This is a genomic window from Pseudomonas sp. MM211, from assembly GCF_020386635.1.
Taxonomy (GTDB): domain Bacteria; phylum Pseudomonadota; class Gammaproteobacteria; order Pseudomonadales; family Pseudomonadaceae; genus Aquipseudomonas.
In genome coordinates, this window is the sequence record NZ_CP081942.1 from 407,502 (window position 1) to 429,325 (window position 21,824).

Annotated in this window: 14 protein-coding genes; 7 read left to right on the forward strand and 7 right to left on the reverse strand. The window is 62.2% G+C overall.

From position 1 onward, the window contains the following. Positions 1-41: 41 nt before the first annotated feature. The 3 genes from K5Q02_RS01835 (at position 42) to K5Q02_RS01845 (ending at position 4,144) form a co-directional block, all read left to right on the forward strand. Positions 42-2,153: an ATP-binding protein gene (locus tag K5Q02_RS01835; RefSeq protein WP_225835799.1), complete on the forward strand. Its 2,112-nt coding sequence runs from the start codon at positions 42-44 to the stop codon at positions 2,151-2,153. A 203-nt stretch (positions 2,154-2,356) separates the two neighbouring features. After that, positions 2,357-2,650, forward strand: a complete 294-nt coding sequence (locus tag K5Q02_RS01840) for a hypothetical protein (protein WP_225835800.1) — start codon at positions 2,357-2,359, stop codon at positions 2,648-2,650. 252 nt (positions 2,651-2,902) lie between these two features. Continuing rightward, positions 2,903-4,144: an MFS transporter gene (locus K5Q02_RS01845; RefSeq protein WP_225835801.1), complete on the forward strand. Its 1,242-nt coding sequence runs from the start codon at positions 2,903-2,905 to the stop codon at positions 4,142-4,144. Between the two features lie 66 nt (positions 4,145-4,210). On the opposite strand, the gene K5Q02_RS01850 is transcribed toward K5Q02_RS01845, so the two are convergent. From K5Q02_RS01850 to K5Q02_RS01860, 3 genes are read right to left on the reverse strand one after another with little or no spacing between them, the layout of a single operon-like run. Beyond that, positions 4,211-5,920: a J domain-containing protein gene (locus K5Q02_RS01850; protein WP_225835802.1), complete on the reverse strand. Its 1,710-nt coding sequence runs from the start codon at positions 5,918-5,920 to the stop codon at positions 4,211-4,213. Further along, the gene (locus K5Q02_RS01855; protein WP_225835803.1) at positions 5,917-7,452 is read right to left on the reverse strand and encodes a J domain-containing protein; all 1,536 of its coding nucleotides are present in this window, start codon (positions 7,450-7,452) and stop codon (positions 5,917-5,919) included. Before K5Q02_RS01855 ends, K5Q02_RS01850 begins: the two co-directional genes overlap by 4 nt. Positions 7,453-7,457: 5 nt before the next feature. Further along, positions 7,458-9,149, reverse strand: coding sequence for a molecular chaperone HscC (locus K5Q02_RS01860; protein ID WP_225835805.1), 1,692 nt, complete (start codon positions 9,147-9,149; stop codon positions 7,458-7,460). A gap of 293 nt (positions 9,150-9,442) precedes the next feature. Here K5Q02_RS01860 and K5Q02_RS01865 point away from each other — a divergent pair, with 293 nt between their 5' ends. Continuing rightward, a complete protein-coding gene (locus tag K5Q02_RS01865; protein ID WP_225835807.1) occupies positions 9,443-10,732 on the forward strand; it encodes an NCS2 family permease in 1,290 nt (429 codons plus the stop codon). A 267-nt stretch (positions 10,733-10,999) separates the two neighbouring features. Further along, positions 11,000-12,097: a tRNA (uridine(54)-C5)-methyltransferase TrmA gene (trmA, locus tag K5Q02_RS01870; RefSeq protein ID WP_225835809.1), complete on the forward strand. Its 1,098-nt coding sequence runs from the start codon at positions 11,000-11,002 to the stop codon at positions 12,095-12,097. Positions 12,098-12,293: 196 nt separating this feature from the next. Here trmA and K5Q02_RS01875 read toward each other — a convergent pair whose 3' ends face one another. Further along, positions 12,294-15,677 carry a hypothetical protein gene (locus tag K5Q02_RS01875; RefSeq protein ID WP_225835811.1) on the reverse strand — a complete coding sequence of 1,128 codons (3,384 nt, stop codon included), beginning with the start codon at positions 15,675-15,677 and terminating at the stop codon, positions 12,294-12,296. A 703-nt stretch (positions 15,678-16,380) separates the two neighbouring features. Here K5Q02_RS01875 and K5Q02_RS01880 point away from each other — a divergent pair. Together K5Q02_RS01880 and K5Q02_RS01885 are read left to right on the forward strand one after the other, a co-directional pair. Continuing rightward, on the forward strand, positions 16,381-18,114 hold the full coding sequence (locus K5Q02_RS01880) for an ATP-binding protein (protein ID WP_225835813.1): 1,734 nt from the start codon (positions 16,381-16,383) through the stop codon (positions 18,112-18,114). A gap of 288 nt (positions 18,115-18,402) precedes the next feature. Continuing rightward, positions 18,403-19,374 carry an IS110 family transposase gene (locus K5Q02_RS01885; RefSeq protein ID WP_225833059.1) on the forward strand — a complete coding sequence of 324 codons (972 nt, stop codon included), beginning with the start codon at positions 18,403-18,405 and terminating at the stop codon, positions 19,372-19,374. Positions 19,375-19,674: 300 nt separating this feature from the next. On the opposite strand, the gene K5Q02_RS01890 is transcribed toward K5Q02_RS01885, so the two are convergent. Genes K5Q02_RS01890 through K5Q02_RS01900 form a run of 3 tightly spaced genes read right to left on the reverse strand, consistent with a single transcriptional unit; the run spans position 19,675 to position 21,821 of the window. Next, on the reverse strand, positions 19,675-20,730 hold the full coding sequence (locus K5Q02_RS01890; RefSeq protein ID WP_225835815.1) for an EscU/YscU/HrcU family type III secretion system export apparatus switch protein: 1,056 nt from the start codon (positions 20,728-20,730) through the stop codon (positions 19,675-19,677). Beyond that, positions 20,730-21,548, reverse strand: coding sequence for a type III secretion system export apparatus subunit SctT (gene sctT, locus K5Q02_RS01895; protein WP_225835817.1), 819 nt, complete (start codon positions 21,546-21,548; stop codon positions 20,730-20,732). The genes K5Q02_RS01890 and sctT overlap by 1 nt, the downstream gene beginning before the upstream one ends. Before the next feature lie 3 nt (positions 21,549-21,551). Continuing rightward, positions 21,552-21,821 (reverse strand): EscS/YscS/HrcS family type III secretion system export apparatus protein, encoded by a 270-nt coding sequence (locus tag K5Q02_RS01900; RefSeq protein WP_042556779.1) that lies wholly within the window; start codon positions 21,819-21,821, stop codon positions 21,552-21,554. Positions 21,822-21,824 lie beyond the last annotated feature (3 nt).

Sequence of the window (21,824 nt, forward strand, 5' to 3'; positions counted from 1 at the left end):
GTTACGCTAGCCTCTCCCGATAATTGCCCGCGACCTAGATCATGCCTTCAGAAACCTGCCTGTTTGCCGGCCAGTCCGGTGATACCGTCGACATCATTCGTCGCTTCGACTGGGCCGCCACATCGCTTGGCCCGATCAGCCAATGGCCAGATGTACTGATCAGCACCACGCGCTTGATCCTCTCGTCCCCCACGCCCATCGTGCTGCTCTGTGGCGCGCGCGGCGTACTGATCTACAACGATGCTTACGCCACCTTCGCCGGCATGCGCCACCCGGAAATCTTCGGCCTGCCAGCAGAAGAGGCCTGGCCGGAAATCGCCGAGTGGAATCGCCATGTGATCGCCATGGGCATGGCCGGCAAGTCGATTGCCCAGGAAAACCTGCATCTGCCCCTGCGCCGCCCAGGCCTGCAAGACGACGCCTGGATGAACCTGTACTTCAATCCGCTGCTCGATGCCCAAGGGCACTCCCACGGCATGATGTGTATCGTCGTGGAAACCACCAACCAGATGGTCGCCACACAGCAGCGCGCCCAGGCCGAAGCCGAATTGCGCGCGGCCAATGAGCGCATCGAACTGGCGCTGAATGCCGGTGCGGTGCTCGGCACCTGGGTGTGGGACATCCCCAACGACAGCGTCACTGGCGATGAGCGTTTCGCCCGCGCCTTCTCCGTCGATCCGTTGGAAGCTGGCAACGGCATGAAGCTCGACCACCTCACGCCAGCCATCCATCCGCAAGACCGCGAACAGGTTAAGGCGCTGATCGAACAGACCATGCAGACCGGCGGCGCCTACCGCACTGAGTACCGCATTATTCAAACGGACGGCAGCTACCGCTGGATCGAGGCCAACGGCCGCTGCGAACTGGCGGCAGACGGCACACCCCTGCGCTTTCCGGGCGTGCTGATCGATATCGAAGAGCACAAGCAGACCGAGCTGGCCCTGCGCCAACTGACCCAGACCCTCGAAGAGCGGGTCGGCGAAGCCGTGCTGCAGCGCATTCAGGCCGAGGAGCAATTACGCCAAGCGCAGAAGATGGAAGCCATCGGCCAACTCACTGGCGGCATCGCCCATGACTTCAACAACCTCCTGGCCGGCATACTCGGCAGCCTGGAACTGATCCAGCGCAAGCTGCCGGCCAGCGAAAATCCAGGCTTGGTGAAGTTCATCGAAGCAGCCATCGCCTCGGCCAACCGAGGGGCATCCCTGACCCATCGCCTGCTGGCCTTCGCCCGACGTCAGTCGCTGGACATGCGCCCTGTCGAGATAAATACCCTGGTACACGTCATCGAGGAGCTGCTGGCCCGCACCCTGGGCGAGCAGATCAGCCTGGAGATTCACCTCGCCAATGATCTGTGGCTGACCCGCAGCGATGGCCACCAACTGGAAAATGCGCTGATCAACCTGGCCATCAACGCCCGTGATGCGATGCCAGACGGCGGCACGTTGCGCATCGAAACGCACAACACGCAACTCGACGAGGCCACCGCACAGAGCTACCAGGTGCCTGCTGGCGATTACCTGCGGCTCTCGGTCAGTGATACCGGTAGCGGCATGTCTCAGGAGGTGATTCGCCATGCCTTCGAGCCCTTCTTCACCACCAAACCCATCGGCCAGGGCACAGGTCTTGGCCTGTCGATGGTCTACGGCTTCGTCAAGCAAACCGGCGGCTATCTGCACCTGGAAAGCCAGGTCGGCCATGGCACCACCCTGAACCTTTACCTGCCGCGCCTGCACATCGAGCCGGCGGTGCCGATCCAGGTTGCACCACCGCAAGCGCTACACGGAACCGGCGAGCGAATTCTGGTGGTGGAAGACGACACCGTGGTACGCATGCTGATCGTCGAAGTGCTGGAAGATCTCGGCTACCAGTTGCTCCAGGCAGGCGACGCGCAGAGCGCCCTGGGTCTACTGGAGCAACACCCGGCGCTCGATCTGTTGCTCACCGATGTTGGCCTGCCGGGCATGAGCGGGCGCCAGCTCGCCGATGCCGCGCGACAACGCCAGCCGGATCTCAGGGTGCTGTTCGCCACGGGTTACGCCGAAGGCGCGCAGGTGCGCAACGGCTACCTGGGCAGCGGCATGGAGATGATCGCCAAGCCGTTCTCGTTCGAGGCGCTGGCGGGCAAGATCAAGGCAATGCTCAGCGACTGACCTCGCGTCACCTGCGCCAAGCCGAGCGGCACGCCCGGCACAAAATCGTGGAACTCCACCAGCGCCTGACAGCCCAATAGGACAGTACTTCGATTTTGTGGCCCACCATCCCTGGCGGCCACCCTGCGGGCCGTCGCAAGCGACGTCAAAAACCGCTCCCGGCCATTTTCTGACTGTTTTTTCTGTTTCCCAGGAATGTCTCTATGCGCGTAGAAGGTTTTTTCGAGTCCCTCGGTGAGGCATTCGGCTCGTTCATCCGCTTTATCGTCGATGCCCTGAGCGGCGTGTTCAACCTGCTGGGCGGCGCTGTTGCCGGTTTTATCGATGGCATGGCCGGTGCGTTGGGCGTCACACCCTCGCTACTCAGCATCGCCGTACTGCTGATCGGCCTGATCCTGCTCTACAGCGCGGTGCGTTCGTTCATGCGTGGCTCGGTGATCGGCGGGTTGATCTGGCTGCTTCTTGGTCTGTGGCTGCTCAGTGGTCTGATTCGCTAAGAAGCTCTTCAACATCTGCTGCGCGCTAGCCCTAAGCGTAAAAAACTGGGTGCCCAGCCAGCTTTCTTACTTATTTTCTTGTGGGGCCGCCGAGGCCTTGTGAGGCTCTAGCTCGGAGGATGGTGAGCCGCTGCCGAGGCACGCCGTGTTTCCTTCAGGGCTTATGAGCTATGGGCTGGCGGCTTCTTGCATCCAAATGTTACAGAGGACGTGCTAGTCTGACCGGCCGTCGTTAGTCGCCTAAGTATTCCAATGTCCGTTCATGGTCAGTTGCTGCTGCGTCACCACACGCCCTTCATTCGCTTCTGGCTGGCGCGGGTTTTCACCGCCAGCGGCTTCCAGATGCTCACCGTGGCCATCGGCTGGCAGATGTACAGCCTCACCGGCAACGTGCTCGACCTGGGCCTGGTCGGCCTGGTGGAATTCCTGCCGAAGATCCTCTTCATCCTGCTGACCGGCCACGTCGCCGACCGCTTCGACCGCCGCAAGGTGGCCGCGCTGTGCCAATGCGGCCAAGCTGCCGTCGCCATCACCCTGCTGATCGGCAGCAGCACGAGCAGCCTGACCCGCGAGATGATCTTCGTCATCGCCTTCATGATGGGCACGGCACGGGCCTTCGAGATGCCCACCACCCAGGCGCTGCTGCCGAACATCGTGCCGCCCGGCCTGTTCCCCGCCGCAGTCGCGGCATCCAGCTCGGCGATGCAGACCGCCACCATCGTTTCCCCCGCCCTCGGCGGCGTGCTCTACGCGGTGGCGCCGGCCTGGGTCTATGGCCCTGCGTTGGTGCTGTACATGATCGCCATGGGCATGATGCTCAGCCTACCGTCGCAGCAGAAGCCGCTGAAACAGAAGATCTCGGTGGAATCGCTGCTGGCCGGTTTCTGCTTCATCCGCAGCCGACCGGAAGTGTTCGGCGCCATATCGATGGACATGTTCGCCGTGCTACTCGGCGGTGCCACCGCGCTGCTGCCGGTGTTCGCCAAGGACATCCTGCTCACCGGCCCCTGGGGCCTCGGCCTGCTGCGCTCGGCGCCAGCGGTGGGCGCGCTGCTGATGTCGATCTACCTGGCGCGCCATCCCATCGAGCGGCGGGTCGGCCCGGTGATTCTCGGTTCGGTGGCGATTTTCGGGGTAGCGACCATCGGCTTCGGGCTGTCCACCTCGCTGTGGTTCAGCCTGGCGACCCTGGTGCTGCTCGGCGCGGCAGATATGGTCAGCATGGTGATCCGCGGCGCGTTCGTGCAGTTGCAGACGCCTGACGAGATGCGCGGCCGGGTTGGCGCGGTGAACAGCCTGTTCATCGGCGCCTCCAACCAGCTCGGCGACTTCCGCGCCGGCGTCAGCGCCGCCTGGTTCGGCACCGTACCCGCCGTGCTGATGGGCGGCGTCGGCGCCATCGGCATCAGCCTGTTGTGGATCAAGCTGTTCCCGGCGCTGTCGAGCCGGGATCGGATTCATGATCCGTTGGTGGGGGATGAGAAAGCGTCCTAGCGAAAGCTGGAACGCTTCTCACAGGCCTAGGTGTCTTCTCTGGCATCAATACCTTTCCAAGTGCACCTAATCCACGAGGCGCTGAGCTTCAAGAGCCCTTTTCATAGCACGGGCACACTCCGCACGATTCATATCGGTGGGTCGTTGGCACTCTGTGTAACTTTCAACTGGCGGTTTGGGCTGTGGCTGCTGTTCTTCAGGGCTGGAACTGAGAGTCAACGATGACATCATGAACAACGGCAACATGATGGCAGCACAGATCCCCCAGCCCAGAATCAGCTTGTCTAGCGATGCCAATAACCGCCAGCCGCGAATCAGCCACGCTGCCGGGGCGCCACCCCGCGAGGCAACATCGACGAACTGCACGCACAGGATAAACGTCGTCAGCGCCAGCGCTGTGGACGCAGTGGGGTCACCCGCCCAATAAGCGGTCAGGGCGGCGAACCCCGCACTGGGCACGATATGCCTCAACAACAGCAGGCCACTGCCACCGCGCAACCAGCGCGGCGGTATCAACCGCAGACTGATGCCCACGTCGAAAACCACGCACCACCTGGCCAGCCTGTTCCAGAGTTTGATAAGCAACCGGAATACGAACAACAACGCTGTGCCTAGAGCTGCCACCGCAGCCACCGATACGGCCAGGCCCTTCGAGCGTTCTGATGCGCCGCTCAGCACGAACATCATCAGGCACAGGCCCAACCAGAACAACGGATACAGCTGCACCCAACCATTGCCCGGATGCCAGTCACGCCACTGAGGCAGACAAGCCAAACCCAAGTCGTTCAGCAGATCGTCATGATGCTCCACGCGCCAGGCCAGCGCCTCGCAGGCTTGCCAGTCGGCATCATCGAAGCCGTCCACCAACTTGCGGCGCTCGCCTTTGGGCATCGGTTTGAGCAAAAACCAGACTGTACGCGACGACGGTGAGGCCGGCTGCTCTTCGTTCAGCGACTTGCGCAACTCGGCGCGCAGCGCCATGGCGTCGCGGCGTAAACAAAGCTCGTCCCACCGCTCGTCGTCACAGGGCAGTTGGCCACGTGCCTCGTCCCAGTCGAACAGCCGGCAAATTTCATCGAAAAAGCTCAGTGACCAGCCAACCTTGCCTTCAAGCAAGTCCAGCAAGCCTTCCTGCAGATAACTGCTGCGATCGAATGGCTGTACCCAGGGCTGCTTCGCCAACTGCCTAATGGACTCGAGAACTAGATGTTCCTGCCCATCTGCCAGTTGCGAATGCCATTTCCACAGTTCGGCATTCAGCAGCCGCTCGGCCAGGAAGTTCATCGCCGGCATCGGCAGATAATCAGCCTGCCAGGGCGTCAGCCAATGCAGATGCGCCATGGCCCAGTGCACTGTTTCAACCGCCTGGTCGCCGGACAGCTGAGACCGGCGCAGCAATTCCAATTCGAATGCCTTTTCCTGCCCGGCCTCACGTGCCTGGAGCAGTGCCTCGTCAAGCGAAGCGCAGCTGTCCAGCAGATTGACGACCCACGCCTGCTCGTCGATCTGTCGTTGCTGGATTTCCGTCAACGGTGCGGTCAGTTGCTGTGCATCGTTGATCGGCATTGGCGTAAAAGGCTCGTCGACCGCAGCAGGTGCTTCTACGTTCTGAAAACGCTGCGCCCAATCCAACGCCCACTCATACGCCTCGCGCAGCCGCTGGAAGGCCTCGGGGTCTTCGTCAGGCCGTGTTTGCTTGAGCAGCTGCGCGTAACGGCGTTTGATGGTGCGGGTATCGGCCTCGGCGTCCAGGCCGAGCAGCTCCCAGGGGCTCACCACTCGGCCTTCTTGCTGTAGTCGACCTTAAAAGCGCCGTTGCGCCACATCGACCAGCGCAGCCAGGGCGAGCGGCGGCTGCCGACCAGGCCGAGGAATAGCACTTCCAGCAGCAAGGCAGCGCCGAATGTGGCCCAGCCGGAAATCAGACTTGGCGCAAAGGCGGCGACGATCATCGCGAAAAATGCGGCCGGCGTGCCGTGGCGCAGCACCAGCATGCCGGCGCCACGGTCACGCCAGGCAGCCGGCAGCAGCAGTCGGCTAAGCGGTACGTCGAGGCGCGTCAGGTAACGTGCCAGCCGGCCCCAGCCGCGCGCGAGCATCACCATCCAGGCAACCACCACGGCGCTGATGAGCAGATCCTTGAATGCCAGGCCGAGATAGCCGCCCGACAGCTCCAGGTATACCGAGAGCTGCGCCTCCTGCAGTGAGGTTGCAAGCATGGCGGCGAGCAGCAGGAGCCAGGCGTAGACCGTGGCCGGCACCGTCCATTGGCGCGGCTGCCAGCGCCGCCAATCTTCATCGACCTGCAGGCCAGGCAGCTCCGCCAGCTCGGGATAACGCTCGGTAAGCAGCTCGTCCAACCCCTGGCAGGCCTGCCAGTCCTCGTCGTCGAAATGATCGGCCAATATCCGTGCCTCTTGCTCTTGCATGGGCTTGAGAAGCAGCCACGCTGCCCGTTCTTCAGCGCGCAACGGCCAATCCAGTTCTAGCTGGCGCAGCAGCCGCTGCCCCGCCGCCTGGCGCTCGCAGCGCCAGCACAACCAGTTCCAGCGGTCGACGGAGCACGGCAGCTCACCGCTGTCCTCGTTCCAGCCGAACAGCCGGCAAAGGCGTTCGAACAGCGCAGCCGACCAGTGTTCGGTGACTTCGAGCATCCAGACCATACCGTCGTGCAATTGCCGGCGGCGGTCGAAGGCTTGCAGCCAGTCGCTGGCCAGCAGCGCGGCGGCCGCGTCCAGTACGGCGCGTTCCTCGCCGGCCTGCAACTGGCGCTGCAGGCTTTCCAGCTCCAGAGTCAGCAGGCGCGCGGCCAATGCGTCGAGATGGGCCGAGGGCAGGTAATCGGCCTGCCACGGCGACAGCCAATGCAAGCGCTGCATGCCCCAGCGCAGGATGTTCAACCCCTCTTCGTCCAGATTGGTGCAGCGCGTCAGCAGATGACGCTGCAGATCGGCCTCCAGTCCCTGCTCACGGGCCTGCTGCAAGGCGGCATCCAGTGACGCGCTGGCCTGCAGCAGTTGCTCGATGCGCAACTGCTGCGACTGTTCGGCAGCGGCCACAGCCGGCGATTCTTGCTGCACCACGGGCGATGCAGTCTCGACAGGTGCTTGCCACTGCTCGGCGCCGGCATCCCGCAGTCGATCCTGGGCGGCGGCATGCTCCAGCGCCTGCTCGTAGGCTTCACGCAGGCGCTGGAAGGCTTCGGCGTCCTCGTCCGGGCGGTGCTGTTTGAGCAATTGCGCATAGCGACGCTTGATGCTGCGGGTATCGGCGTCGGCGTCCAGGCCAAGCAGCTTCCATGGATTCATACCAATCAATACCCTTGTTCGATGGCATCCAGGCGTGCGGCTACTTCACCACGCGCCTCGCGAATTTCCCGCTCGTCCTGGCGCTCGAGGATGCTGGCGAAGTGTGCAGCCAGCTGCCCGACATGTTCGCGCAAGTCGCCCAGGCACTCCTGATACAAGCGCTCCATACGTGCCATCAACGCGCTGTTGACCTGCTGGTCGCGCGGATGAACCTTGAGTGCCTCCAGCGCGGCGAAGCGCTCGGCGATCTCCTCCGGGCTGAGCACGCCCGGGTTGTTCTCGATCACCAGGCGGTGGCTCTCGCCGGTCAGCGGCGTGTCCACCAGGGCTTCGAGCAGGCCGTTGATGTCGTAGGTGAAGCGGATATCCAGCGAGACTTCGCCAGCAGGGCGCGGCGGCACGGCAACGTCCAGCTCACCGAGAAAGATGTTGTTGGCCACCAGCCGGCTCTCGCCCTGAAAGATGCGCACGCTGACACTCTTCTGCCCATCCTGCAGAGTCTGCACGCTCTGCACCCGGCTGACGGGCACCACGCAGTTGCGCTCGATGATCGGCAGGTAGTGCCCGGCCTGATGTTGCGAGCCGACCTGCTTGGAGATTTCCACGCCGAGGCTGTAGGGGCAGACGTCGGTCAGCACCACTTCCTCAAGCGTGGCATCGCGAGCCTTCAGCGCCGCCTGGATGGCCGCCCCCTGGGCGATCACTTCATCGGGGTTCAGGTGCATGGCCGGAAAGCGCCCGAACAGGCTGGCCACCAGCTTGCGCACCAGCGGCATGCGCGTGGTGCCGCCGACCAGCAGCACTTCGTCGAGGTCGGCGACCTTGATGCGTGCATCACGCAGGGCGCGTTCAATGGGCGCCCGCAGGCGTTCGAGCAATGGTTCGCAGATGCTCAGCAGCTTGTCCTGGCTCAGCGGCAGCGTCCATTCGCGGCCATCCTCGCGCAGCTGGAACACGGCCTCGGGCTGTTGCCCAAGGGCGTGACGCACGCGCTGGGCCTCGCGGCGCAGGCGCTGATGAATCGCTGGCTGCTGGTGATCGGGCAGGCCCTGGCCATTCATGGCACTGAGGAAGTGGGCGACCAGAACATCATCGAAGTCCTCGCCACCGAGGAAGTTGTCCCCGGCACTGGCGCGCACCTCCATAATGCCGTCGAACAGCTCGAGTACCGACACGTCGAAGGTGCCGCCGCCCAGGTCGAAGACCAGAAAGGTCGCCTCGCCCTTCTGGTGCAGGCCGTAGGCCAGGGCCGCAGCGGTTGGCTCGTTGATCAGTTTCTCGACTTTCAGCCCGGCCAGCTCGCCAGCGATGCGCGTGGCCTTGCGCTGAGCGTCGCTGAAATACGCCGGCACGCTGATCACAGCCTCGCTGACCGGCTGGCCATAGGCGCGCTCTACATCCTCCTTGAGGCTGCGCAGTACCAGCGCGGAAAGCTCTTCGGGGCGAAAGCTGCGCGACCCCAGCCGCGTGCTCTGGGCGCTGCCCATGTTGCGCTTGAAGAGCGCCGCGCTGAGGTGCGGGTGGGTCTGCAGTCGCTCACGGGCGATATCACCTACCACCAGTTGCCCTTCGTTATCCAGGCCGACCACGCTGGGCGTGAGCAGGCGGCCGAGGGCGTTGGGCACCAGCCGGGCGGCTTCGCCATCCCAGACGGAAACCAGGCTGTTGGTGGTACCGAGGTCTATTCCGATGATCATCTTGGCCGCAGCCTCCCTGTGCATAGCCGGGGCCCTGGAGCAGTACGCTCCGGCCAGGCGCGATATTAGAGCGCTCTGGCCGGCCGCGGTAAAGCCCGTTCCTTCGACTTTGCGAAGCCGCCGACACTCGCTGCAGGGGCAAGCGGCGAGCTGCTATGATGCCGCGCTTTCGCGGATCGACAACACGCCAGGGCCTGCCTCCACCTACGGATACCGGCCTTGATGGCACGTGATGTGCTTTTGTTTGCCCTCTGCCTCTGTCAACGCCCGTTCGCCGCCCCGGGAGCCCCCGCATGCTGGAAAGACTGTTCCAACTCAACGCGCACAACACCAATGTGCGCACCGAAATACTCGCTGGGGTCACCACCTTCCTGACCATGGCCTACATCCTGTTTGTGAACCCGAGCATCCTCGGCGAGACGGGCATGGACAAGGGCGCGGTATTCGTCGCCACCTGCCTGGCGGCCGCCTTCGGTTCCGCAGTGATGGGCCTGATCGCCAACTACCCAATCGCCCTGGCGCCGGGCATGGGCCTCAACGCCTTCTTCACCTATACCGTGGTGCTGGGCATGGGCCACACCTGGCAGGTCGCGCTGGGTGCGGTGTTCCTGTCGGCGTGCCTGTTCTTTCTGCTGTCGATCTTCAAGATCCGCGAGTGGATCATCAACAGCATTCCGCTTGAGCTGCGCTCGGCCATCGCCGCCGGTATCGGCCTGTTCCTGGCACTGATCGCCCTGCAGAACGCTGGCATCGTCGCCGCCAACCCGGCGACCATGGTCGGCCTCGGCGACCTGGGCTCGCCCGCGGCGCTGCTGGCGATTCTCGGCTTCTTTCTGATCATCGGCATGGAGGCGCTGCGCATCACCGGCGCGGTGCTGATCAGCATTCTGGTGGTCACCGGGCTGAGCATTCTGCTCGGGGTCAGCGAGTTCGGCGGCCTAGTGTCGATGCCGCCCTCCCTAGCACCGACCTTCATGCAGCTGGATATCGCCGGCGCGCTGGACGTCGGTCTGATCAGCGTGATTTTCGCCTTCCTGTTCGTCGACCTGTTCGACAACTCCGGTACCCTGATCGCCGTGGCCAAGAAAGCCGGGCTGATGCGCAAGGACGGTCACTTGCCGAAGATGGGCCGCGCCCTGATCGCCGACAGCACCGCAGCCCTGGGCGGCTCGCTGCTGGGCACCTCGACCACCACCAGCTACATCGAGTCGGCGGCTGGCGTCAGCGCTGGCGGGCGTACCGGGCTGACCGCCATCGTGGTCGCCGTGCTGTTCCTGTTCGCGCTGTTCTTCGCCCCGCTGGCCGGTAGCGTGCCAGCCTTCGCCACGGCGCCGGCGCTGCTGTTCGTCGCCGTGCTGATGGCTTCCGGCATGGCCGAGATCGAGTGGAGCGACATCACCGTGGCCGCCCCCGTGGTGGTCACCGCCCTGGCGATGCCACTGACCTACTCGATCGCCACCGGTATCGCCTTCGGTTTCATTACCTGGGTCGCCGCCAAGACGCTGGCCGGACGTTTCCGTGAGCTGAACGGGATGTTGATTGCGCTGGCTATCTTCTGCGTGATCAAGCTGGCGTTGTTCTAAGTAGAAGGCTGCTGCGCGTCGGCCCTGCGGCGTTAAAAACAGGCTCGGAATGCTCATGTACAAAAGTACACTCCGCTTCCTCGCCTGTTTTTGCCTTGCATGGCTCTAGCTCGCTAGCCTTCTAGATTGCTGTACTTTTCCCACGCTCTGCGTGGGAACGCCTCCCCGGACGCTCCGCGTCCCGCAGCACAGATGATCGACGGTGACGGCACTCCGGCAGCGGAATCGCTACAATGGCGCCCCGTTTTCCTGCCGCACGAGTGACCGATGAGCCGTCCCGCATTCGACCCCGCCACCTACGACGCCCAACTCGCCGAGAAGAAGGCCCGCCTGGTGGAGCTGTTGGCGCCGTTCGCCGCCCCGGAGCCCGAAGTGTTCGAGTCGCCACGCGAGTACTACCGCCTGCGTACCGAATTCCGCCTGTGGCGCGAAGCCGGCAGCGAGAATCGTCATTACGCGATGTTCGAAGCCGGCGACAAGCACAGCCCGATCTTCTTCGAAGACTTCCCCATCGCCAGCCTGCGCATCAATGAGCTGATGCCGCGCCTCAAGGCCGCCTGGCAGGCGAGCAACACGCTGGGCTTCAAGCTGTTCCAGGTGGAGTTCCTCACCACCCTGAACGGCGATGCGCTGATTACCCTGTGCTACCACCGCCCGCTGGATGACGCTTGGGAAGCCGCTGCCAAGGTGCTGGCCGAAGAGCTGGGCGTGAGCGTAGTCGGGCGCTCGCGGGGCAAGCGTATTGTCGTCGGCCGTCCTTATGTCGAGGAGCGCCTGGAAGTGGCTGGGCGTACCTTCCGCTATCGCCAGCCGGAGGGTGCCTTCACCCAGCCCAATGGCGAGGTGTGCCAGAAGATGCTCGGTTGGGCCTACGACGTACTCGGCGACCGAGAAGACGATCTGCTGGAGCTGTACTGCGGCAACGGCAACTTCACCCTGCCGCTGGCCACCCGCGTGCGCAAGGTGCTGGCCACCGAGATCAGCAAGACCTCGGTCAATGCGGCGCAGGCCAACCTGGCCGACAACGAGATCGACAACGTCACCCTGGTGCGCCTGTCCGCCGAGGAATTGACCGAAGCACTCAACGAGGTTCGCCCGTTCCGTCGCCTGGCCGATATCGACCTGAAGAGCTACAACTTCGGCAGCGTGTTCGTCGACCCGCCCCGTGCCGGCATGGATAGCGACACCTGCGAGCTGACCCGCCGCTTCGAGCGCATTCTGTATATCTCCTGCAACCCGGAGACCCTGGCGCAGAACATCGCCCAGTTGCACGACACCCACCGCATCGAACGCTGCGCCCTATTCGACCAATTCCCCTATACCCACCACATGGAATCAGGCGTGCTGCTGGTTCGTCGCGATTAAGGCGGAAGCGGACGGTGGATGCAGAGCTTTCTTTTTGTAGGAGGGGCTTTAGCCGCGAGCTTTTTATCAAGGCTAACAAAGAGCTCGCGGCTAAAGCCGCTCCCACAAAAGCAGCAGCGCTCTATGTCCGCTTCCGCCTTTAAACAGCCACTCTCAATGGCCCGTATGCCACAGCGTGCGGGCCGTGAGCGCTTTATCAGCTCACCTGTTCCAGCCACTTATCGACGTCCTTGCGGCTGATCTTGCCATCGGCTTTGACGTTGTTGGGGTGGAAGCGGATGGTGTCGAGGAATTCGAAGAACTCCTTGTTATCCATCAGGAACTGCACGGCCTCGATGTCTTCCTTGGAGTTGTCGAAGCGGTCGTCGCCCTTGAGCAGTTTGTTGAAGTCCTTGTCGCTGACGATATCGTCGCTGCCCTGCCACTGCTCCCAGTTGTCGACGATGCGGTCGATCTTGTCCTTGTTCTCGCGGTAGAACTCGGCGTCGAACTTGCCGTTGTAGGTGACCAGATCCGGCATGCTGTCGCGAAACCAGTCGTCACCAATTTTTCCGTTCTTCTCGACATTCTCGGTGAACTCCTTGTAATGCTCGGGCTGGGCCTCCCACACCGGAATATCCTCGGGGTACCAAGCGTCGAAACGATCCTCGTATTTGCCCTCGTAATAGTTGTACTCGTAGCTCATGTGCACCAGGTAATTGAGCTTGTCACCCCACTCCTTTTCGAGCACACCGTCCTTATCCAGTTCGCGGAAGTAATCGCGCACCTTCTCGACCGTTTCCTGGCTTTTCTTCAGCGCGACCACACCTCCGATGATGGCGCCAATAAAGCCAAGCACGGCACCGACTCCACCGGCGGCAGCGGCAACCACCCCGGCAACGGCCGCCGAACCAACGCCAATTGCAGCGGCCAAGCCAGCGCCACCCATAACCAGGCCGGCTGTGCCGCCAACCAACTGCAGGCTCTTGGCCGCGAATTCCTCGGGCGTTCCGCCCTCCTTGCGCAGCTTGTCGATGCCCATGCCGCCGAGCACCAGGTCGAGTACCCCACCGGCTACATCGGCGATACCACCAATAGTCGACAGTGCTCCACCTACCCAACGTAGACGGTCAGCCTCCGGAAGCTTCTTCACGTCGGGGTCGTTGCCACCGACGCTGGTGACATTCTTTTTCACCGCCTCCTGCTGCTCTGGAGGCAAGTGCTCGATCAGGTCTTCGACGGATGGGCGCGAATCGCGCGTATGCGTATCGAAGTCCTTCCAGAAACTTTCAGCCGTGAACGCTTTACCAAAGTCGATTTCCGGCAGTTGATCGAGCTTTTTCTGTATTTCCTTCAGCTCGATGGACTCGGTTCCCGATGCCTCCTTGGGTTTGAAATGTTTGTCCCAGACGGTTTCCTTGAGGCTTTTGCCGAGCCCGAGAGAATCGGCTACGCCCGGCTTGCGGAACAGCTCTTCGTACGCACCGGTGACCATGGTGGCCATTGGCGAGATCATGCTGATGGTGGTGACGAAGTTCTTCGCCGCCTCGATGCGCTCGGCCGGTGTCTCGCCGAAATTCAGCCCGCCATCGGCCAGCTTATAGATGCCGGCGACCATCGAGATCAGTCCGGCGCTGGAGCTCAGCACCCCGGTCTTGCCGAGTTTGCCGAGCACGCCGGCCACACCGTCACGCTCGGCCAGGGGGACTTTCGCTACGGCCTTTTCGATATCCTCGGCGGTGACCTTGCCGGACTGACCCGATGGATCGTTGATACTCGCCTTGGCCTTGTCCTTGAGGAGTTGCGTCAGTGGCTCGCGAGAATCCTGCGCCGCCGTGACGACCTTCTGTTCCTCGGTACTGAGTTCTGGCTTGGGCTGACCGCTTTCCTTGCCACCACCAAAAAAGTAGTTGTAGACATCGGTGCCGCGCTTGGTGCCCAACACCGAAGTCATTAAGGTAGTCAGCAGCGTGGAGACCATGTCGGTGGTGGCTTTGTCGACGTTCTCTTCGCCGACGCCCTCGACACCATCCTTGTACAGCTCGTTGAGCTGTTCGATGGGAATGCCAAACTTGAACTCGGTATCGATCTGCGCCGCCAGCTCGGGATCGAGAAGGCTCAGCGACTGCATGTCCGAGGAATAGCGCGCCGCTGCGCCTTCCGGGTTGTCCTTCTCCAGGGCTCCCATGGCCTTCTTGTACTCGGGGTCGCGCAAGGTATCGGCCAATTTTTCCTTGAAGCCGTCCTTGTCCGCGACTTTGTCGATAGCCTCCTTGAGCAGACGGTCATTGTCGGCGGCGATATCCTCATCGGTCATCAGCGCCAGTAACTCCTCACCCAGCTTGCCCTCATCGACCAGTGCGCGCATTTCCGCCGGGCTCATCTCCTTGGGATCCTTGCCATAGCTGGTAGAGGTGCTATTCCAGACGCCCCCGTCGGTGGTCGTATAGGGCAGGAACTGGAAGCCGCCGTTGAGCATGGCGCGGGCTTCGAGCAGGCGCAGGTACTTGGCTTCCTTGGAATCGTCGGGCTTGTCTTTGTATTCCTCCTTGAGTTTCTCGTAATACAGCTCGCCAACGGTCTTGGGTTTGCCGTCCTTTTTCTCGCTGGTTTCGGCCAGCATCAGGTCAGTTTCCTTGGCTGGCGGCAGGTCGCGATCCTCGAAGGCCTTATCCACGGCGCCTTGCTGCTTCTCTACCTGAGTACCCTCCAGATTGGCGAAGTGCTCGGGGGTTAGGCTATCGATGACGATGAACTTGCCGCGTCGCGGTGTCTCCACGGCGATGACGCCGGGCGCCAATGTCTCAACCTTGGTGTCGTCAGTGACCACGGGAATATCATCGCGGGCACTCATGACCTTGTAGCCACCGTCATCGAGCTTTTTCTCGATATTGTCGCGGGTCTCGGCAAGTTCCTTGACCTTCTTGTAAGCCTCTGGCGACAGCTCCTCGGAAACCGCATATTTCTTACCATCCGCCGTGGTGAATAGTGCTGTGCCATCCTCGCCGTACACCCCCTCATCACGGTCAATGGTCAGTTGGAAGCCATTGAACGGGTGGTACACCGCCGCACTCTGGTCGAGATAGCCTTCCTCGATGAAGCGCAGGTCACCCAGTTCGGGAATGTCGCCCGGCGACGTGACCACCTCGAACCCGCCCGCCTCACGCTGACCGAGCCAGAGCTTCTGCTCGTCGGACAGATCCTTCTCCGTCCAGGCCGGTGCACCCTTGACGTCGCCCGCGTCCATCTTCTCCTTGGCGACCTGATGCAGGCGCGGATTAACGCCGGCGTGCACCAGTACCTGATCGCCATTTTTCATGGTCACCAGTAGCAGGTCGTCCCATAGCATCAGGCGATGGCCGCTGGAGGACAGCCATTCGCTCTCGACGTTGGTGATGTCTTCCTCCTTCCACTGATGATTGCTCTCGGCCAGCGGCGGCTTGCCGTCCAGGTAAGGACCGCGGTGCTCCTTGTAGGCTTCGATGCCTTCTTTATCGAGCTGCCCGCCCTTGTTTTGCGCCTCACGCAGCTTGTCATCGAAATCGCTATCGCCGGTCTGCCCGGTCACGCGTTCTGGTCGTGTTGTATCGATGGTGCTCATCGGGGTCTGCGCTCCGGCTCGATAAGTGGACAAGGTCGCAAAAATGGACAGCAATCCTTGTGCGAAAGAGAGTGCCTATGGCACTTGTTGAACGGCGCAGGCCTGCGCGTGGCGACTTGTCGATTCGCGGAAACGAGAACAGTGCACGCAAAAAGCACGACCTGCTGCTCCCTCATTCAAGCAATCGTCACATTGATGTAACAACCTGATCGCAACGGATTTCGCAGCTTTTCACAGCAGCACATGGCCCTTAACAGGATTCAGGGGCGGCGCTGAACGGACTGTCAGGAGTACCGCGACATGCCAGCTCATTCATGTTCGACCGACCTCACCGCGAACGGATTTCCGAACGCGCTTTCGGCCGTTATCCGAGTTACCGAACGCACACTCGTGGGTGAACCGTACCGGCCATTCACAATCAATCAGTTAGCGACTATCCAGTCACGCCGCGGCGCGGCACGCTAATTGCGATGTGTACCCCTGCCTCTGATCGACACCGCGTTGTAGCGCTGCGGTGATATACAAAAACAAACGACGTTTGGGGGGATTTCTTCTTGCCTATTCAAACTGCCGTACTGGCACGTTTCGTCAGCACCCATTTCATCGGGCCGCCGCACGAGCCGAACCCGAGTATGACCTGCTGCGCTCACGCGCAACCGTCGCCAGTGCGTACAACAACCATAATCCTCGAGGGACTATAGGCATGTATTCGATCACTCTCGGCACCACCACCACGCCGACCGAGACGCCTTTTGACCATGCACCATTCAGCAGCGAAGGCGCCTTGCGATTCGGAGCCTTCATCCTCTACCCACGCCAGCATCTGCTACTGAAGAACGGCGAGCCCGTCAGCCTGGGTAGCCGCGCGCTGGATCTGCTCATCGCGATGGCTTCACGCTCCGGAGAGCTGCTGGAAAAATCCGAACTGATCGCCTGTGCATGGCCCAAGGTCATCGTCGAAGAGTGCAACCTGCGCGCGCAGATCGTCGCGCTGCGTCGGGTGCTCGGTGAGGATGAAAGTGGCTTCGAATACATCGTCACCGTTCCCGGCCGCGGCTATCGCTTCGTGGCCCGTACCGAGCCTTACGAGGCCTCCAGCGAGCCTGCTGTGACAGAGCGCCTGCAGTCGCTGCCCAGTCTGATCACCCGGCCATTGGGCCGCAATGCGGTGCTGCAGCGTTTGAGCGAACAATTGCTGCAGACTCGCCTGATCTCCCTGGTCGGCCCCGGCGGTATCGGCAAGAGCACCGTGGCCTTGGCACTGGGCAACCAGTTGGCCGGCGAGATGCCCCATGGCACCTGTTTCGTCGACCTCAGCGAGATCGACGATGATAGCCGAATCCCCCACGCCCTAGCCGAAGCATTGGGCCTGCAGCCTGGCAACGATCCCCTGCGTGACGTGGTGCAGCACCTGCAGCAACGTCGTCAATTGCTGATTCTGGATAACTGCGAACAGGCTCTGGATGGCACCGCCCTGGTGGTGGAAACCCTACTCAAGTGGACGCCCGACTGCGCCATTCTCACCACCAGCCGTGAGCCGCTGCGCACCGCGGGCGAACAGGTCGAGCGCCTGCTGCCACTGCAGCTACCGACGGCCTGTGAACACCCGAATGGCGAGCAAGCGCTGGCCTACCCGGCCATCGAACTGTTCGTCGAACGGGTGCAGGCCAGCGATACCGCCTTCGTTCTCAACGACGGCAACGTGGCAGACGTGATCAGTATCTGCCGCAAGCTCGACGGCATTCCGCTGGATATCGAAATCGCCGCGACCCGCGCCAGCGCGTTCGGTCTGGCGCAGTTGGCCGAACTGCTGGACGGCGAATTCCGGCTGCAAATGGAAGGCCGCCGTACCGCGCCGCCACGCCATCGCTCGCTACGCGCCACGCTGGACTGGTCGTTCCAGACGCTGGCACCTGCCGAGCAGGCAATGCTGCGCCTGGTGGCGATCTTCAACGGCACCTTCACCCTCAATGCAGTGCGCGCCATTGTCGAGGGCGACGAACAACTGGCCGGCGACCCGCTGCCGTTGATCGAAAGCCTGGTGGATAAATCCCTGCTGATCGCGCACCGCGACGAAGCCCTGAAGCTCTACCAGATGCCCAAGACCGAGCGTCTCTATGCCCTGGAAAAACTCGACCAGACCGGCACGACCCAACGCATCGTCGCGCGCCATGCGGCCTATGCACTGGCGGTGGTGAAAAAGGCGGCAAGCCAGCTCGATATCGTGGTGCCCGAAGCGTGGAAAAACCTCTACGGCGCGGAGAGCGACACCATCCGCTCGGCACTGACCTGGGCCTGCTCTACCGAGGGCAACCAGTCTCTGGGCCTGGAGCTGACCCTGGCAGCACTAGGCCTTGGCCCCTATCGGGATCGCTCGTCGCGGCCTCGGGTGGAGCAGCCTAAGAATCAGCAGTCAGAACGGCGTAAGGCTGGTTGAGCAGCGGCGCTCTATAAGCGTTAGGGACGGCTGGCGAGGGGATCAGTTGGTGGGCTGAAGCCCACCCTTGTATCTCGACTACCGCCTCACAAGAGGCGATAGTCCCCGACTGATCATCGGGGGAGTCATGCAAGTCGAGCCCACCCTAAGGCCTTGAGCCTGTTTCGTAGATTGCGCTGCATGGCTCCACACTCACCCTGATAAGTCCGAACGGTATCCAGAGCCTCGAGCTCGCATCAGCAAGGTTGGACGGATGCAGTGACGATCAGACAGAAAGAGGAGAGGACCATGTCTGTAGTCGGAATCGACATCGCTAAACACTCATTCGACATTGCCACGGTGCAGGCAAACGGCAAGCACCGCACCAAGGCCAAGCTCGCCAATGACCCGGCAGGGTTCGAGGCCCTGCAGCAGTGGCTGCTCAAGCACGCCGATCCGCAGGCCTGGATCGTGATGGAAGCGACCGGTATTTATCACGAGGCGCTAGCCGAGTGGCTTTACGAGAGAAACTACCGCGTCTGCGTGCTCAATCCTGCGCAGATTGCCTACTACGCGCGCAGCCAGTTACAGCGGGTGAAGACCGACAAGGTCGATGCGAAGCTGATTGCCAGCTACGGCGATAAGCATCAGGACGAGCTACGTATCTGGAAACCTGATCCACCGTCACTTCGCCGCCTCAAGGCCCTGGTACGTCGCTTGAAGGATCTTCAGGAGCTCGAACAGATGGAGCAGAACCGCCTGGATGTCACGAGCGATGCGCGGGTAGTGGAGTCAATCAGATCGGTGCTTGAGCACACCCGCCAGCAGATCGACGAGACGCTCGAGGCGATCAAGAAACACTTCGACGACAACGATGACCTCAGGGGCAAACGGAACCTGTTGATGAGTATCGACGGCGTGGGGGACAAGACGGCAGCGCTGCTGCTGGCCGAACTGGGCGATTTGGACAGGTTCGACGGCAGCCGTGCTGTGACGGCCTATGCGGGGCTCAATCCCAGGCTTCAAGAGTCTGGGAAATTCAAAGGCCAAACGCGGATATCTCGCACCGGCTCTGCCACCTTGCGGGCGGGACTGTACATGCCCGGCGTGGTGTCCATAACGCATAACGTCGCGATACGGGCAATGGCTGAGCGCATGAGAGACAAAGGCAAAACCGGAAAACAGATCGTGTGTGCGGCGATGCGCAAGTTGCTGTGCATCGCCTACGGCGTACTGAAATCGGGAGTGCCTTTTGATGTTGAATTGGCACTTGCTAGGTAGCGGGCAAGACGGTATCTACAACCAGCCCCTGCGTAGGATGGGCCTCAGCCCACCAACCCGAATGCAACGGTGGACAAAAAGAGTGTTGTCCACCCTACGGCCTGACATCGGGGATGCCTTTTGATGCCGAATTAGCGCTTGCGAGGTAATAGGCGAGACGGTATCTACAACCAGCCACCCGTAGGGTGGGCTTCAGCCCACCAGCACCAGGGCGAGTATCGATGGTTCCCACGCGGAGCGTCGGGAACCATCTGATCTACAGACCCACAACGAATCCGGCTGCAACGTCACGCCTGGCCTTCAGATCAGCCGCGCCGCGACCAGCGCATCGGCCACCGGCTGGAAGGTATTGGCGGGGATCGGTTCGCCTTTCACCGCACGCTTGGCGATCTCGGCAGCCAGCTTGGCATCGGTGCTGCGTGGTACGCCCAGGCTAACCGATTGAGCCAGCAAGGCTTTCGCGTCCTGCGCCGCGGCGATGCATACCAACACCGGCACCGGCGTTTCGCCACGTACGTAGCGCACGCCCACCAGCCAGCCATCCTCGCTGCCGATCATCAGCGTGGCGTGGGCGATGCCGACCTTGCGGCTGCTCAGGGCCTGCATTTCGCGGCGCTGGCGCTGACGTTCGCGCTTGATAAGCGGATCACCGTCCATGTCCTTGCGCTCGCGTTTCTGTTCGCTGCGGGTCATGCGCATTTCACGCTGGAACAGCCAGCGCTGCAGTAGAACGTCGACGATGCCGATCACCAGGTAGGTGACGATGACCGTGGCCACCAGCGGCTTGAGCAGCAGGAAGAACACCGACTCGATGCACCCGGCGCCACAGCGCGACGACTCCATCAGCGCCTGCAGGGCAATGCGCCCGACCACGTAGAAGGCGATCGACAGCACCAGCACCTTGAACAGGCTTTTGAGAAACTCGATGACGTTGCGCATCGAGAAGATGCGCTTGGCACCCTCGACCGGATTGATCCGGGCAATGTCTGGTTTTATTGATTCACCGGAGAAAAGCATGCCGCGCATCGTGACGATATTGGTAAGAATCACGCACACCACGGTTACCCCGAGGATCGGCAGGGCGGTGCGTAGCACTACCTGTTGAGCACTCTCCAACAGGCGCGGCCAAACCGTGGCAAAGGGTTCGACGTAGATGGTCGCGGCCAGGTCAAGCAAGCCGCGCACCCGCGACTCGGCAATGCCGGCGATAAAGGCGATGCACACCGTGCAGCCGAGCAACACCACCGCCGAGACCATGTCCTGGCTCTTCGAGACCTGGCCCTTCTGGCGGGCCTCGCGCAGCTTCTTGTCGGAGGCCGGCTGGGATTTTTCCTCGCTGCCGCTGTTGCCCGCCACTAGGGCTCACCAGCGCCGGACAGGGTTTTGAGCACCTCGACAGTGCCGCGGAATTCGGCCAGTTGTTCGAGCATCAGCGGGATCAGGAAGCCGCAGTAGAGCACCATCAGAAAGGTGAAGATCAGGTTCTTTACCGACAGCGAGAGGTCGAAGATATTCATCTGCGGCGCCATGCGCGACAGGTAGGCGAGCATCATGTCGGCCACCAGCAGGGCGATGATCAGCGGCGCCACCATCAGCACGCCGATGCGCATCACCTGGTCGAGAATGGCCAGCACCGCCTCCAGCGCCGAGCTGGCGATCACCGGGGTGAACGCGGTGACAGGCCATAGCTGGTAGCTGTGATAGAAGCCATCGACCATCAGAATGAAGCCGCCGGACATGAAGAACAGGGTAATCAGCATCACGCTGAGCAGGGTCGCGGTGACCCCGGACTCGCCGGCACCAGACGGGTCGACCAGTTGCGCCATGGTCGAACCACGCTGCAGATCGACCAGCTCGCCGGCCACTTCGGCGGCCCAGAACGGAATGCCGAACAGCAGCCCAACGGTCACCCCGATAAGGAACTCTTTGACCATCAGACCGGCGAGAAAGAAGCTGCCGTAATCCTCCAGTGCGGTGAGCGCGGAGAAGGCCGGCAGGAACATCGGCGCGGAGATCGCCACCGCCACGCAACTGCGGATCATCCCGGTCAGCCCCAGGCGGTTGAATGCCGGGGTGATGAACACCAAGCCCAGCGCCCGACATACCGCCAAGGCCGCCGCCGAGATCACCGGGTAGGCGATCTCGGCGATGCCCAGGCCGATGTCGGCATCCATGCCCTAGCGTGTCCAGGCGGGGAAATTGTCCAGCACGTGGCTCGCCAGCGCCGCCACCTGGGTCGCCAGCAACGGGCCGATCAGCACCAGCACCAGCAGTACCGCCACCAGCTTCACCGCCTGCGGCAGGGTCTGATCCTGGATCTGCGTCAGCGCCTGCAGCAGGCCGACCCCCAGGCCGATGAGGATGGCCACGCCCAGCGCGGGTGCGCTAAGCAGCAGCACGGTCATCAGCGCCTGCTTCATCAACGAGAGAAATACATCCTGGCCCATGCT